Here is a 16174-nt window from a genome sequence, read left to right on the forward strand (position 1 = left end):
GAGAGGTTGCAGCTTTAGGATTCGGATTGCGCCGTGAGGGAGGGGTGACTTAATGGACAACTTCGGGTTTTTAAAAACAAAATGGCCAGATTTGGCGGAAGTCGGCCATTTGGCCGAGACTCTTCTCGGGGTGGATCCGAAGGCGACTTTATCGAAATTACGGTTGTTTGCCGAGTTGGTCACCGGCCAAATTATGCAGGAAGCGGGGATCCTGCAGTCGTCTGTCTGGGAAGACCACCGCTTTTTGCGGGAACTGACGACGCTTCGGAAATATAGGGCAGCCCCCGACTTTATCCTCAATTACCTGCATACCTTAAGGATCGAAGGGAATAAGGCAAATCACCGAAATTACGGCAATTACTATCTTGCTGCGGCCATGCTCCGGAAAGCCTTTGCCCTAGGGATCTGGCTGATGAAAACCTACGGACCCCCGGGTTTTGTTCCGCCGGAATTTTCTTGGGATTACGGCCGGGAGGAAGCCGGAGAGGAAGAGAAGGGAAGTGTTCTCCTGCTTAACATTTTTGCCCCTTTGGACAAGGTTAATGATGAGGAGCTAAGATCCCTTGTTGCCATTTTACAAAACATCACCCTGGCCAACTATCTAAAGGAAACCGGGAGTAAAATCGGGAGTTTCCTCACGAAAAAATTGAACCAGGCCGGAGCGCTGATCGGGCACGGCGATTGGGTGCCGGAGGTGGAGATTAAAAAGGTTTCCGATCTGATTGATGAGGCCACCCAAAACCTTCAGGGCTATCGTCGCGAGGAACTTATTTCTCTCTTCCAAGCGGAACTGGCGAAACGGGTCAACCTAAACGGGGAAATCAGCCCGGAAGCCCTTTCGGTGACGATAATTAATGAAGCCGCCAAGGGGCTCCGTCTGGATAGCGGTTTATCTTTGGCTCAAAAAGCGCAGCTGGTTTATGAGCGTTACAAAGAACGCCTCTGGGAAGAGGCGCAAAAGTGGGCGAAGCGTTTCTCAGGAGAGGAGAAAGAGAAAGCGGCCGCGCGCCTGGACGAAGCGCTCAGTGGACTTAAAGAAGAGGAGCGGCGTGCCCTGGAAAAGTCGCTAGGGGTTGACCGGTTAACTGGAACGGTGATTATGAAAGCCCTCACGGGGGCGGCCGGCCCGCTTTCCCTGATTGCGCTGGTCGAATTGACCGGGTTTGGAGCTTATCTGATGTTGACGACAGTGCTGCACGCCGTCTTTACGACGATGCTCGGGATTACCCTTCCCTTTTCCATTTATACCGGCGCGGCCAGTCTGTTAAGCTTTTTAACCGGGCCGGTTGGTTGGCTCCTGGCGGTCGGCTTTGGCGGTTTCCAGCTCCAGAAAGGGACTCTGGAGATAAACCGTAACCTGTTGGCGATGGTGATCTGGTTTAGCCTGAGCCACTATCAAGGACAGGTGGCCCCTTGGGATGAGGATTTGCCCAGTTGGGCGGAGGGTGAGGAACGGGCAAAGGTGGAGGCGGTGGACCGGCGGCTGCATAAACTGGAGGCAGAGCGGGCTGATTTAACGGCAAACCTGAAGACGGCCGCCGGCCGGTTGGATAAAGCAGAGGCCTTGCGGACGAGGCTGACTGAGGAAAAGCAAAAAACAACGAATCAACAGGAGATTTTGGCCAAGGAGTTGCGTCAATTGGAAGAGGCCTGGGCGAACGGGACCTGGCGGAAGCAGCAAATTACACCGGGCTACCAAGCGAAGGCCAAGGTTTGGGTGGAAAAGCTCACCCGAAAAGTGCCAACTCTTTCTCCACTTGAGAAATTATTTCCCGGCGAAGAAGAACAGTATCAAAACGTCCTTCGGAAGAAAAGGGAAGAAGTTGAGCGCTTGGACCAAAAGCTGGCGGAGTTAGAAAAGAAACTGGCTGCTACTGCCCAGGAGCTGAAGCAGGCAGCGGACGAAAAAACCACTCTGCAAAGAGCGGTCGAAGAAACCGGTCAGCAAGTGGAGGCTTGCCTCCTTCCCCGGGCGCAGGAGATCCAAAACCTATGGGAACTCCATTTCCGGCGGCTTTTCTTTGCCGAACCGGCCTTACGTCAGGTGGCTGCGCTGCCCTTGGCCCGTCGGCTGGTGCTCGAACGGTATTTGTTGGAGCTCAATGAACTGAACAACCCCGTTTTGCTGGCGGAGGGAAAGACTACGGTGGACGGGAGAAATTGCCATTATCTCTTTATTACGCTCGCCAAGGGAGAAAAAATCCGTCTGGTTTACTTGGCGCAGCCGGACGGGACAACGAAAATCCTACAAATTAGTGCTTCTTAATCCCTACCTTTACCAGTTGGGGATTTAAGAGTTTGACCAGGTCCTGCGGGTCCATTTCCACCAGGAAGCCGCGCTTGCCGCCATTGATGTAGATTCTGGGCAGGTCCAGAATGGTCGCTTCCATATATACCGGCATCCGGTGCCGGATGCCGAAGGGTGAGGTCCCCCCGACCAAATAACCGCTGTGCTTATTGGCGGTTTCCGGAGTGCAAGGCTGGATTGTCTTCACGCCGAGAAGCCGGGCCAGTTCCTTGGTGGAAACCTCCAAATCGCCGTGCATCAAGATGATGAGGGGTTTTTTCTTTTCATCTTCCATAATCAACGTTTTGATGGTGGCGTGTTCGGGGATGCCCAATTCCCGCGCCGCGACCTCCGTCCCACCCCTGTCTTCATAGCGGTACAGATGTTCCGTGTAACTGACCTTTGCCGCCCGCAAAAAACGGATTGCCGGGGTAACCGGGTATTTTGCTTTATCTCCCATGGAAACACCAGCTTTCAGAATCTTTGTTATCCCTTACTAAACCTTTGGTATTATTTTACCTCTTCCTTGTTAAAGATTGTAGCAGAGCAATGAGTAAAGTAAGAAAATAAGAAGAATCATGTCTAAACCGGTGTCTGTTCCGGTAGCTGTCTTGCCGACGAAATTGTCCGGTGGAAGCAGCAAAAGACCACGTGGGTTATGATCCGTCCGGGGTTCTGCACATATGAAAAGAAGTTTTAATTAAAATAAAAAGGCTGCCTAAAGCGGCAGCTTTACAATTAGGTCAACCAACCATCAACCATGTAACAAAATCCGGTCATCGGTCAATTCCCGGCCGCTTTTCGCGGCGAACTTCGCCAGCAGGTCGTTGACGGTAAGCTTCTCCCTTTCTTTCCCCTTGAGATCAAGGATGATTTCCCCCCGGTCCATCATGATCGTGCGTTTACCCATGGCCAAGGCCTGTTTCATGTCGTGGGTGACCATCAGGACGGTTAATTGGTACTCCGCGACGATCCGGTCGGTAATGGCCATGATCTGCTGGGCCGTACTCGGGTCCAGGGCAGCCGTGTATTCATCCAGGAGGAGGAGCCGGGGATGGCCCATAGTGGCCATGAGCAGGGTAAGGGCTTGCCGCTGCCCGCCGGAGAGCAGTTTCACCGGGCAATCCAGGCGGTTTTCCAGGCCCAGTTCCAGTAAGGAAAGGAGGCGCTTAAATTCGGCCCGTCTGTTCTTGTCCAGTCCCGGCCGTAAACTCCGGCGCTGACCGCGTTTGACGGCCAGCGAAAGGTTCTCCTCGATCGTCATTTCGGCGGCCGTTCCTTGCAGGGGATCTTGAAAAACCCGGCCGACGAGGGACGCCCGTTTATAAACCGGCCAGTGGGTGACATCCTCGCCGTTAATCTCCACCGTTCCCGCATCCGGGAAAAGGGTACCGGCGATCAGGTTCAGCAGGGTGGATTTGCCCGCCCCGTTACTGCCGATAATCGTGATGAAATCGCCTTTGGGAACCTCCAGGTTAATATCCTTCAGGGCGTAATTCTCGTTGACCTTGCCGTAGTTAAAGATTTTGTGCAGATTAGTTAGTCTGAGCATCAGAAACGCCCCTTTCCATCAAGCGTTCGGCGAATTCGTCCTGGATCATGAAGTGGCGCAGGGTCGGGGCGCCGAGGGCCAGGATCACCAGCAGGGCCGTGACGATCTTTAGGTCGGTGGGGGCGAAGCCCAGCTGGAGAGCGACCGTGATCGCCAGGCGGTAGATGACGGAGCCAACGATCACGCCAAAGGTGGCATAGATTATTTTGCTGGTCCGGATCACAACTTCCCCAATGATCACCGAGGCGAGGCCAATCACGATCATGCCGATCCCCATCCCCACATCGGCAAAGCCCTGATACTGACAGGTTAAGGCCCCGGAAAGGGCGACGAGGCCGTTGGCCAGGCCCAAACCGAGGATTTTGATGTGGTTGGTGTTCCCGCCCAAGCTCTCAATCATGACCGGGCTGTCGCCGGTGGCGCGAAGGGCCATTCCGATCTCGGTATAAAGGAAATAATCAAGGAGAAATTTGACCAGAAAGACGAGGAGAGTAAAAACGGTTAAGGCCAGATAACGGTCGGGAAAGCCCCAGTCTTTGATCACCGTGAGAATGGTCGTCTCCCGTAACAAGGGGATATTGGCGCGCCCCATAATCCGGAGGTTTATGGAATAGAGGGAAGTCATGGTCAAAATCCCGGCGAGGAGACCGGCAATCTTGAGTTTGGTGTTGATGACTCCGGTGATTATACCCGCCACCACCCCGGCGAACATCGCAATGCCGGTGGCGAGGAAAGGGTTCGTTCCGTTAATGATCAAAGCCGCGCTGACCGCCGCCCCCAACGGAAAACTGCCTTCCACTGTTAGATCGGGAAAATCCAAAACCCGAAAGGGCAGGTAAACACCCAACGCCAGCAGGCCAAAGACAAGTCCCTGTTCAACTGTACCCTGGAGAATATTTAGCCACATGATTCGTCACTCCATTTAAAGATTGAATTAGCCCGGATTCTAGCGGCGTCTTAACGACGATCTTGGAAACGTTGCCCTATTGATTCCGAATAAGGGTGGCTATCTCCCGCATGGCCGCAGAGAGGTTGATCCCCAAAGCCCGTGCCACGTCTTCATTGATCACCAGTTCGGTCTTTTTCTGGCTCTCGACGGGCATGGTTTGCGGTTTGGCGCCTTCTTCAATAATGCGGAGCGCCATCTCCGCCGTCTGGCGGCCAAGCCGGTAGTAATTAACCCCCACGGTGGCCAGGGCGCCCTGGGATACCAGGTTTGCTTCCCCGGCGATGATCGGAAGTTTATTCTCCTCGGCAACCTTGACCACGGAAGAAAAAGCGGAGACTACGGTATTATCGGTGGGGACGTAAATAAGGTCTACCCGGCCGATGAAGGACTGGGCGGCTTGCAAAACGCCGGCGCTGGTGTCGACTGTGGCTTCCACCACGGTCAGGCCCAATTCCGCGGTGATATCTTTTGCCATCTTGACTTGGGTGACGGAGTTCGTTTCCCCGGCGTTGTAAATGATCCCAACCCGTTTCGCTTGGGGTACCAACTCTTGAGCCAATTTGAACTGTGCTTCCATCGGCTGCAGATCATTGGTCCCGGTGACATTGGTTCCCGGCCGTTCGGCGCTTTCCACCAAGCCGGCGGCGACCGGGTCGGTTACAGCAGTGAACAAAATGGGCTTATCTTTGATCAGATTCGCCACGGCCTGGGCGGTGGGGGTGGCAATGGCCAAGATCAGGTCGAGATTGGCGTTCTTGAATTTCTGGGCGATGGTATTGGCGGTGGCCATATCACCCTGGGCATTCTGGATTTCGTAGGTTATGTTTTCTCCTTCCACATACCCGCGTTCGGTCAGCAGATCGATAAATCCTTGCCGGGCGGAATCGAGCGCCGGGTGCTCCACAATCTGGACAATCCCGATTTTCAGGGTATCCGTTTTCAGGGTATCCGTTGCCGGTTGGCGGAGGAAAAAGAACACCCCCACGCTTACCAAAAGGATAACGACTAACAACAAAACTCCTTTTTTCTTCAAGGCGTTCACTCTCCTTTTTCCTTGGCTCCTGGCGGAAAAAAGAAAAGCGCTCCGGTAGGAGCGCATGTTTCCAATGAAACAGAGAAACAGAACAGATAACCCCTTCTCACATCACGAGCGGTGGTTATCATCTGCCTCTTCTTTTCTTATTTCCTACCATTCTACCAAACTACTTGTTATAAGTTAAATTAATTATATAGCAGATGCCGCCAAAAGTCAAGAAATAAGCTATTTTCGTAGGTGTCAGGAAGACTGGAAAGTTGATTTATAGGTTATAACCGTTTAAAGGTTGGGAAAGAAAAAACGTAATATTATTTTCACATCCCGGCCGATCATTACGGGGAACAAATGTTATTATAGAAGGGTCCCGGCAGACTGTTTGCGTTGTAAAGAATTGGAGGTGTTTCTCTGTGCTCCATCCGGCGCTGAAGGATTTTCATCCCCTTGTTGCCCAGTGGTTTACGGAGACCTTCGGCACCCCGACGCCGCCCCAGGCGGAAGGGTGGCCGCGGATCGCCGCCGGGGAAAATGTGCTTCTCCTGGCGCCGACCGGTTCCGGAAAAACGCTGGCGGCTTTTTTAAAAGCCATCGACGGGCTTTACCGCGAGATGGAGCAAGAAGCAACGACGCTGAAGCTCGGGTCGGCAAAGAACCACGGGGTGAAGATTTTGTATATCTCCCCGTTAAAAGCCTTGAACAATGACATCTACCGCAATCTGGAACGGCCATTGAAGGGAATCCGGGCATACGGCGCGCAACGGGGGCTGATGCTTCCGGAGATCACCAGAGCGGTCCGGAGCGGGGATACCCCCGGGCCAGAACGCCAACGGATGCTGCGCCGGCCGCCGCAGATCCTGATCACGACGCCCGAGTCGCTTTTTTTGATGTTATCCTCAAAGGCCCGGGAGATCTTAAGGACGGTCCGGTGCGTAATTGTGGACGAGATCCATACGCTTTTTACGGAAAAACGCGGCGCCCATCTGGCCCTCTCGCTGGAACGCCTGGAAAGTCTGGTGGCGGAGACGGCCGGTCCGGGGGAGCGGCTCCAGCGGATCGGTTTGTCCGCCACCATCCGTCCGCTCGAAGAAGTGGCCGCCTTTCTTGGCGGGTATGAGCCGGAACCGGTGCGCGGGGAGCGCCGGCCGCGGCCGGTGACCATTGTGGACACCGGCCAACGGAAAGAGCTGGATCTTGAGATTATCCTTCCCGTTCCCAACCTGCGGGAATTGCCGGAGAAAACCGTCTGGCCATCGATCTACCAACAAGTGGACGCTCTGGTCCGCCAGCACCGGTCGACGCTGGTTTTCGTCAACAACCGGCGGCTGGCCGAACGGGTGACCGCCAATCTCAACAAGATCGCCGGGGAGGAGGTTGCCCGGACCCACCATGGCAGTTTGTCGAAGGAGATCCGGCTGGAAGTGGAGAGAAAACTGAAGGCGGGTGAGCTTAAGTGCGTGGTGGCCACCGCCTCCTTGGAGCTGGGGATCGATGTGGGGGAGGTTGATCTGGTGATCCAACTGGAGTCCCCCAAGGAGGTCGCCCGTGGCCTGCAGCGGGTAGGCCGGGCCGGCCACGTCGTTAATCTGCCCAGCAAAGGACGGATCATCCCCAAAAACCGGGCGGACCTTCTGGAAGCCGTAGCCTTGCTCCAGGAGATGAAAGCAGGCCGGGTCGAGCCGATGAAAGCCCCCAAAAACTGCCTGGACATTCTGGCCCAGCAACTGGTGGCGATGACCGCCACCGGCGAGGTGATGGTGGAGCAGGTCTGGCAGATCGTGCGTTCCGCCTATAATTTTCACACCCTGGCCCGGACCGACTTCGAACGGGTGCTGGCCATGCTGAGCGGGGCTTACGAAAGCAAGGAGTATGTGGATTTACGTCCCCGGCTCTATTGGGACAAAAGCGCGGGGGTCCTCAAACCGGATGCCTACGGGAAAAGGCTGGTTTACACGGCCGGAGGGACCATTCCGGACCGGGGCTATTACGGGGTTTATCTGGCCGGCTCCAATGTGCGCCTGGGGGAGTTGGATGAAGAGTTCGTCTACGAACGGCGCCTGAACGACCGGTTTGTTTTGGGGACTTCGGTCTGGCGGATTGAAGAGATCCGCCAGGACCGGGTGATCGTCTCCCCGGCGGGCAAAGGCGAAGCCTTCGTCCCTTTTTGGCGGGCGGAGCAGGGAGGTCGCTCTTTTGAGCTGGGGAAACGGATCGGCGCCTTTTTAGGCACGCTTGAAGCAAAGCTGGAGACGGGGGAGCTCCGTTCTTATCTGGAGACGGGGTGTGCCCTCAGTCCGGAGGTGGCCAGGAATCTCCATGCTTATCTGGCCGCCCAAAAGCGGGCGGTCGATTATCTACCCACCGACCGCCGGATCGTTATTGAGGAGTTCCCCGACGAGGCCGGGGAATGGCGCCTTTTGCTCCACTCCCCCTTTGGGAACCGGGTCCATCTGGCGCTGGCTTTACTGCTCAATGCCGCCTGGGAAGAGCGCCTGGGAGCGAAATTTCCCTTTATGACCCAGGACGACGGGATTATGTTCAGTCTGCCGCGGGGGAGTACGCCGCCCACCATCGACTGGCTGGGTTTGGCGGATGACGCGCTCGAAGAAAAGCTGGGGAAAGGCCTGGCCGGGACGCCGCTCTTCGGGGCGGTTTTCCGCCACTCTGCCCAACGGTCGCTGGTGATGCCCCGGGGCGGGTACGGCGGGAAAAGGGTCCCGCTGTGGCTTTCCCGGATTAAGGCCGGGAATTTACTGCAGATTGTGGCCAAGGACCGGGATTTTCCGCTGGTGATCGAGGCCTACCGGGAGATTTTCCAGGATTATTTGGACTTGGATGGCCTCCGTTCCGTGCTGGCGGCGATTGGCAGCGGGAAGATCCAAATTTACCGGAAACAGCACCAGACGCCTTCCCCCTTTGCCTACGGACACCTCTTTAACTTTGTGGCCAGTTTTATCTATGAACCCGATACGCCGCGGGTGGAAGGCGGGCAGCGCCTTTTCGGGCTGGGGGCGGCCACTTTGAAAACCATTGCCGGCGGGAGCGGCTTTCGTGATTTCTTCCGGACCGATGTCATTGCGGAAGTGGACCGGAAAGCCCGCGGCCTCGACCTGGTGATCAAGGAGCCGAACGAGGAACGGGTCGGGTACTGGCTGACGCGCTGCGGGGATCTGACCGACGATGAGATCAAGGAGGCCTTTCCCCAGCGGGAAGAGGAGATCCGGACCATCATCGCTGTTTTACAGGCCAAAGGGGTTGCCGTCCCGGTCGAGGCGGCGCCGGCGGCCGGCGGCGAAAGCAACCGGCGGTTCCTGGTGAACCGGGACGAGCTGGCCGCGTATTTAACAGCCCTCCCGGGGGCCAAGGTTGTGGTTGCCAGCGCGGCCTGCCCGGCCTCTTCCCCGACTTACCAGGAGGCAAAGGCCCGGATTATTCAGCGGTACGTGCTGACCCACGGGCCCTTTACCGCCCGGAAACTGGCTGCCCGTTACGGCTGGACCTTGCCTGAGGTCGAGGAAGAACTGGCTGCTTTGGCCGCGGTAGGGCTGGTGGAAACCGGGGAGTTTAGTCCCAGCGGCCATGAGGAGGAATGGTGTGACCCTGAGATCTTAAGGGAGATCCACCGGCGGAGCCTTGCCCGGCGGCGGCAGGAGGTCAAGGCCCGCACCCGTCTCCAGGAACCCTGGGCGTATGCGTCCTTTCTTGCCCGCTGGCAGGGGGTGACCGGGGAGCGGCGCGAGACGGAAGGACTGGTCGAAACATTGAACCAGTTGAGCGGACGTTGGTTTTCCGCGGCCGCCTGGGAACGGCATCTTCTCCCCGCCAGGGTGCGGGGGTACAAACCCTCCCTTTTGGACATGCTCTTTGCCAGTGGACAGTTTCAATGGCGGGCGCGGGGCAGCGCGGATCATTTTGAGATCCTGATTGAGGCGTTTCCCCTTCCTGCCGAAGGCCAGGAGATGGTTTTTTCTTCCGAAGCGTGGTCCCCGGCCCCGGCCGCCGAATCCCTACCTGCCGGTGACCCGCCCGCCGGTAATCCGGCGGCGGGTGACCTGTCCGGGTTGTCCGCGCCCGCCCGGTCACTTCTGGATCTGTTAAGGCAGAAAGGGGCGATAACCTTACCCTTTCTCTTAAGAGAGACCCGTCTTCCAGCCGCCACCGTCTGGCAGGCTTTGGAAGAACTTATGCTCCAAGGGCTGATTACCAATGATTCCTTTGGTCCCGTTCGTTATTTACTCCGCACCAGACCCCAGGACCGGCCTGGGGCCCACGGGGTGATCCCACCGGGGGTAATGGCCCAGATGGGGAGATGGTCGGTGTTGCCCCCTTTAAATTGGACCAGCGAGATGCTAATCCAGTCCCTCCTAAACCGGTACGGGATTGTCTGCCGGGAGATCGTGCAGGTGGAAGGGATCCCCTGGGGAGAGGTTGCTCCCCTCCTTGCCGTCTTGGAAAATCTCGGCCGGGTGCACCGGGGCTATTTCATCAAGGGCTTAAGCGGGGTTCAATATGCACTGCCGCAGGCTTTGGCCGTTCTGGGCGCCTCCGCCGAAATGCCCGCACGGTGCTGGGCTTTGGCTTGGACCGATCCGGCCAACCCGTTTCTCTATATTACAGAGTGGCCGGCGATTCCCCCGGACGCCAAAAAGCCCACCGGCGATTATCTTGTCCTGGCCGCCGGGCGGCCCGTTTTGGTTGCGGCGGGGCGGAACCTCCGCCTGCAAACCGTAGGAACTGCTCCCCCGGCCCAGGTGGAGCAAGGTCTGAAGGCATTGATCCCCGCTTTGTATCCGGCCTACCCGGACCAGAAGATTATTGTCCAGAGTTTTAACGGGGAACCGGCCAACCGAAGCTGGGTTAAGGGGATCCTGACGGCCGCCGGTTTCGAGGAGGATTATCAACGGATGATCCTGTGGCCGTCTGCGCGGAAATGGTGGTAAACGGGGTGCCCGGTTTACACAGATTTCACAATTACCGTGACAAAATCTTCTTGACACCAGTATCGGCAGTTGATATATTTGATAGAAATAACACAAAACAATCAACACCAGGTAATAATACCTGCTACTAAATGCGATGAAGGAGCCTCGTCACCCGGGCCGATTCTTACAGAGAGCTGATGGTCGGTGGAAATCAGCAGAATTGCGGGGGACGTCTCTCTCCGGAGCAGATCTTCTGAACCCGGCAGTAGGAAGGTACGGGAAGCCCCGTTACAGGCGAAGGTTTGTTAGAACCTCATGAGGTCTTTATCGTAAGGTAAAGACGAATCAGGGTGGTAACACGTGGCGTATACCCCTCGTCCCTGTCGCCTTTATGGCGAAGGGCGGGGGTTTTTTGTTACATTGCAACGGACTTTGCGAACGGGCCGTGGGGTCTGAAGTCAGGAAAAAGGAAGCACTGGGGCCTTAACTGTAACCCGGATATGTTAAAACATAGAAAAAATGTAAGATAAAAACAGCCAAGTCGGATCTGGGGTGTTCACCGCGCGGGCCGCCAAGTCGATACACCGGCGAACGCCCGTGTCCAGGTTAGTATTCTCTAAACTATTGCCGGAAAAACCGCGGTTTTTTAGCAAGAAATAAGGGGAGGGACAGTGATGAATAGGCATGTTCTGTCAGTGCTTGTGGAAAACCAATCCGGTGTGCTCAGTCGCGTAGCGGGCCTTTTCAGCCGGAGGGGATACAACATTGACAGCTTGTCGGTGGGGGAGACGGAAGATCCCCATATATCCCGGATGACGATTGTCGTGCGGTGTGATGACCAAATCCTTGACCAGATCAAAAAACAGGTGAAAAAGCTGATCAATGTGCTTACCGTCGTGGAACTTGACCCGGAACGGTCGGTCTTCCGCGAACTGGCGCTGATCAAAGTGAAGACAAACCTGACGACACGGGCTTCGGTGATGGAGGTGGTTGAGATCTTTCGTGCCAACACCGTTGATGTGGCCACCGACTCCCTGACGGTGGCGATGACGGGAGACGAAGCCAAGATCAACGCCTTTATCGAGCTGATGAAGTCCTACGGTATTGTGGAGATTGTCCGCACCGGACTGACGGCAATTGAGCGCGGTTCTCAAGCGCTGAAATCACATGAAAAAAGTGAAAAAAGTGAGGAGGAATCAGGAAATGGCGAAGATGTACTATGAGCAGGATTGTAACCTGGAGCTTTTGAAGGGGAAAACGGTGGCCGTGATTGGTTACGGGAGCCAAGGTCACGCCCACGCCTTGAACCTGCACGAGTCGGGGGTAAATGTGGTGGTCGGCCTCTATGAGGGTAGCAAATCCTGGAAAGCGGCGGAAGAAGCCGGGTTAAAGGTGGCGACCACGGCCGAAGCGGCCAAACAAGCGGATCTTATTATGATCCTGGTCAACGATGAGAAGCAACCCCGGATCTATGCGGAAAGCATCGCCCCCCATTTAAAAGCCGGGAAAAGCCTGGCCTTTGCCCACGGGTTCAATATCCACTACGGACAGATCGTGCCCCCGGCGGACGTGAATGTGTTCATGGTGGCTCCCAAGGGTCCCGGCCATACGGTCAGAAGCCAGTACCAGGAAGGAAGAGGGGTCCCGTGTCTGGTGGCGGTGTACCAGGATGCGACCGGTAACGCCAAGGAGCTTGCCCTGGCCTATGCGGCCGGGATCGGCGGCGCGCGGGCCGGGATCCTGGAGACCACTTTCCAGGAGGAGACCGAGACCGACCTCTTTGGCGAGCAGGCGGTGCTCTGCGGCGGCCTCTGTGAATTGATCAAGGCCGGCTTTGAAACGCTGGTTGAAGCCGGTTACCAGCCGGAGAGTGCCTATTTCGAATGTCTCCATGAGATGAAATTGATTGTCGACCTGATCTACCAGGGCGGATTGAGTTTAATGCGCTATTCCATTTCGGATACGGCCGAGTTCGGCGACTACACCACCGGGAAACGGATTATCACCGAGGAGACCCGGAAAGAGATGAAAAAGATCCTCCAGGAGATCAAGGACGGCACCTTTGCCCGGAAGTGGCTCTTGGAAAACCAGGTCAACCGGCCTTATTTCAACGCAAGGCGCCGGATGGAACAGGAAAGCCAGATCGAGCAGGTCGGCCGGGAACTGCGCAAGATGATGAGCTGGAACAAGTAATTACCGGCGGATTACGGCGCTTCGAAAAAGATAAAAAAATCGGGAGGAGCTTTTTTAAGCGGAAAGGAGTACCATGGCCAGACGAGTGTATATTTTTGACACAACGTTAAGAGACGGGGAACAGTCCCCCGGTTGCAGCATGAATATTCAGGAAAAGGTTGAAATGGCAAAGCAACTGGAGCGTCTTAAGGTTGATGTCATCGAAGCTGGCTTTGCCATTGCTTCACCCGGTGATTTCCAGGCGGTGAAAGCAATTGCCGAGAAGATTAAGGACTGTACCGTGGCCAGTCTGGCCCGGGCGCATGAGAAGGATATTGAACGGGCGGCCGAAGCGTTGCAACAGGCGGCGGATCCGCTGATTCACACTTTTATTGCCACTTCGGAGATTCACATGCAATACAAGTTGAAGATGACGCGGGAAGAAGTGTTGGAACGGACGAAAGCGATGGTGGCCTACGCCCGGCGCTTCAGTCCGAACGTGGAGTTTTCGGCCGAGGATGCGACCCGCAGCGACCCGGATTTTCTCTGCCGGGTCTTTGAGACGGCCATTGCCGCGGGGGCGAACCGGATCAATGTCCCGGATACGGTCGGTTACACCACCCCCGAGGAGTTTACCCGGCTTATCCAGTATCTCCGGGAGAAGGTACCCAATATTGACAAAGTTATCCTTTCGGTCCATTGCCATAACGACCTGGGAATGGCCGTCGCCAACTCGCTGGCGGCAGTCCGGGCCGGGGTCAACCAGGTGGAGTGTACAATCAACGGCATCGGGGAACGGGCGGGCAACGCCGCATTGGAGGAGATCGTGATGGCGCTGAAAACCCGCAACGACCTCTTTGATGTGGAGCTCGGGGTGGACACACGGCAAATCTACCGGTCTTCCAAACTGCTGACCAATATTACCGGGGTGGCGGTCCAGCCCAACAAGGCGATTGTCGGGGCCAACGCCTTCGCCCATGAGGCCGGGATCCACCAGCATGGGATCCTGGCCAACCGCAGCACCTACGAGATTATGACGCCGGAGTCGATCGGGTTGCAGAAAAACACGATGGTGCTCGGGAAACATTCCGGACGGCATGCCTTTGAAGAGCGGCTTAAGGCGCTCGGTTACACCTTGACCAAGGAAGAACTGGATGAAGCCTTCGCCAAGTTCAAGGTGTTGGCCGACAAGAAAAAGGTGGTCCACGATGCTGACCTGGAGGTTCTGGTCTCCCAGAAAAAGGTGGAGATTCCCGCCATGTACAAACTGGAACAGTTTGTGATCAACACCGGAAACACCTTTACGGCGACGGCTTTGGTCCGGCTGAGCAAGGGGAACGGCAATCCGGAGGTATTGGAGGAGGTTTCCACGGGCGACGGGCCGGTCTATGCCGCCTTTAAGGCCATCGAGAAGATTGTCGGGCATTCCTTTGTCCTTGAAGACTACAAGGTCCATTCGGTCACGGAAGGCCAGGATGCCCAGGGTGAAGCTTATGTGCGGATCCGGCGCAACGGGCGGATCTTTACGGGAAAAGGGGTCAGCACGGATATCTTTGAGGCCAGTGTCCTCTCGTATATTAATGCCATCAATAAGATGATCTACGAAGAAAAACTGGAAGCGCAGGCTTAGAAGCACAGGCTTAGGATGAGGGGTGATTGGTTTGCGGGTCAAGATTGATATCTTCGATTCCACCCTGCGGGATGGCGCGCAGGCGGAAGGGATCTCCTTCTCCGTCGAGGATAAACTGAAGATCGTGGCGGCCCTGGATAATCTGGGGGTTACTTACATTGAAGCCGGCAATCCCGGCTCCAACCCGAAAGACATGGAGTTTTTCGGACGGATGCGGGATGTTTCCCTGCGCAACGCGAAACTGGTGGCCTTTGGCAGTACCCGGCGGCGCGATATTACGGTGGATCAGGACAAAAACGTGCTCGCCCTTCTGAGCGCCGAGACACCCGTGGTCGCGATCTTCGGTAAAAGCTGGGATTTCCATGTGACGGAGATTATCCGGACCACGCTGGAGGAGAACCTGCGGATGATCGGCGAAACCGTTGCCTTCTTCAAACAGCGGGGCAAAGAAGTAATCTACGATGCGGAGCATTTCTTTGACGGATACAAAAACAATCCGGAGTACGCCCTCCGGACCTTGCAGGCGGCTTTTGACGCGGGCGCCGACTGTCTGGTCCTCTGCGATACCAATGGCGGTTGTTTCCCGGCGGAGGTTTCCGAGATTGTCCGGGTTGTCACGGATAAGTTCAAGACCAAGATCGGGATCCACACCCATAATGACTGCGGGCTGGCGGTAGCCAACTCGATTCTGGCCGTGGAGGCCGGGGCCACCCATGTCCAGGGTACCTACCTCGGTTTTGGGGAAAGGTGCGGCAACGCCAACCTCAGTACGATCATCCCCAATCTTCAATTGAAAAAGGGGTACTGGTGTATCCCGGAGGACCAGATGAAGAATCTGACCTACACTGCCCGGAAGATTGCGGAGATCGCCAACATCAGTTTGAATAAGCGGGAACCGTACGTGGGCAATTCGGCCTTTGCCCACAAGGGCGGGATGCATATCGACGGGGTGACCAAAGCCACCAGCTCCTTTGAGCATATCGACCCCAGCCTGGTCGGGAACAAAAGAAGGTTTCTCATGTCCGAGGTGGCGGGCCGCAAAACGATTGTGGAGAAGATTAAGGAGATCATCCCGCAGATCGACAAAGATTCACCGGAGGCCGAAAAGATCATCCAGCGGATCAAAGAGATGGAGCACGAGGGCTACCAGTTCGAAGGGGCGGAGAGCACGTTTGAACTTATTGTCCGTAAACAGTTGGGCAAGTATAAACCCTTCTTTGAACTGGAAAATTTCAAGCTCGTGACGGAGCAGCCCAAGTTGACGGGCTCTTCGGCCGCGGCGCTGATTAAGGTGAACGTGGACGGGAAATCAGAGATCACGGCCGCCGAAGGGAATGGTCCGGTGCACGCGCTTGACCGGGCCTTGCGGAAGGTTTTAGAGGTGTTCTATCCGGAGCTGTCCCGGGTGCACTTGACCGACTTTAAGGTCCGGGTCATCGATTCCAACCGGGCGACCGCCGCCAAGGTGCGGGTGCTGATCGAATCGACCGACGGGGAGTCGGTCTGGACTACCGTCGGGGTCTCCACCGATATCATTGAAGCCAGTTGGATTGCCCTTGTCGATTCCATCGAATATAAGCTCCTGAAGGAGCTGGAAAAAAAGATGAAAGTCTATCTATGACGGAGGAAAGA

The 16174-nt window shown here is 56.0% G+C and carries 10 protein-coding genes and 1 other annotated feature; of the genes, 6 read left to right on the forward strand and 4 right to left on the reverse strand.

Annotated features, from left to right (window positions below):
- Positions 1–52: 52 nt before the first annotated feature.
- A complete protein-coding gene (locus G5B42_RS01275; RefSeq protein ID WP_181338642.1) occupies positions 53–2266 on the forward strand; it encodes a hypothetical protein in 2214 nt (737 codons plus the stop codon).
- Here the strand turns inward: G5B42_RS01275 and ybaK are convergent.
- The 4 genes from ybaK to G5B42_RS01295 form a co-directional block, all read right to left on the reverse strand.
- Positions 2253–2747, reverse strand: a complete 495-nt coding sequence (gene ybaK / locus G5B42_RS01280) for a Cys-tRNA(Pro) deacylase (RefSeq protein ID WP_181338643.1) — start codon at positions 2745–2747, stop codon at positions 2253–2255. The two genes, G5B42_RS01275 and ybaK, sit on opposite strands and share 14 nt — an antisense overlap.
- Positions 2748–3041: 294 nt before the next feature.
- Complete coding sequence (locus G5B42_RS01285) at positions 3042–3839, reverse strand: ABC transporter ATP-binding protein (RefSeq protein WP_181338644.1); 798 nt, start codon at positions 3837–3839, stop codon at positions 3042–3044.
- Complete coding sequence (locus G5B42_RS01290) at positions 3823–4746, reverse strand: ABC transporter permease (RefSeq protein ID WP_181338645.1); 924 nt, start codon at positions 4744–4746, stop codon at positions 3823–3825. The genes G5B42_RS01285 and G5B42_RS01290 overlap by 17 nt, the downstream gene beginning before the upstream one ends.
- Positions 4747–4822: 76 nt before the next feature.
- Positions 4823–5830: an ABC transporter substrate-binding protein gene (locus G5B42_RS01295; RefSeq protein WP_331274007.1), complete on the reverse strand. Its 1008-nt coding sequence runs from the start codon at positions 5828–5830 to the stop codon at positions 4823–4825.
- A gap of 401 nt (positions 5831–6231) precedes the next feature.
- Between G5B42_RS01295 and G5B42_RS01300 the strand changes: the two genes are divergently transcribed.
- The 5 genes from G5B42_RS01300 (at position 6232) to cimA (ending at position 16163) form a co-directional block, all read left to right on the forward strand.
- On the forward strand, positions 6232–10758 hold the full coding sequence (locus G5B42_RS01300) for a DEAD/DEAH box helicase (protein WP_181338647.1): 4527 nt from the start codon (positions 6232–6234) through the stop codon (positions 10756–10758).
- Between the two features lie 127 nt (positions 10759–10885).
- Positions 10886–11125, forward strand: a binding site (T-box leader).
- A gap of 289 nt (positions 11126–11414) precedes the next feature.
- A complete protein-coding gene (gene ilvN / locus G5B42_RS01305) occupies positions 11415–11963 on the forward strand; it encodes an acetolactate synthase small subunit (protein WP_181338648.1) in 549 nt (182 codons plus the stop codon).
- On the forward strand, positions 11944–12933 hold the full coding sequence (gene ilvC / locus G5B42_RS01310) for a ketol-acid reductoisomerase (RefSeq protein ID WP_231133124.1): 990 nt from the start codon (positions 11944–11946) through the stop codon (positions 12931–12933). Before ilvN ends, ilvC begins: the two co-directional genes overlap by 20 nt.
- 73 nt (positions 12934–13006) lie before the next feature.
- Positions 13007–14542 carry a 2-isopropylmalate synthase gene (locus G5B42_RS01315; RefSeq protein WP_181338650.1) on the forward strand — a complete coding sequence of 512 codons (1536 nt, stop codon included), beginning with the start codon at positions 13007–13009 and terminating at the stop codon, positions 14540–14542.
- Positions 14543–14573: 31 nt separating this feature from the next.
- Positions 14574–16163, forward strand: a complete 1590-nt coding sequence (cimA, locus tag G5B42_RS01320; RefSeq protein ID WP_181338651.1) for a citramalate synthase — start codon at positions 14574–14576, stop codon at positions 16161–16163.
- The last annotated feature ends 11 nt before the right edge of the window (positions 16164–16174 follow it).

This window comes from Capillibacterium thermochitinicola (assembly GCF_013664685.1).
Lineage (GTDB): Bacteria > Bacillota > UBA4882 > UBA10575 > UBA10575 > Capillibacterium > Capillibacterium thermochitinicola.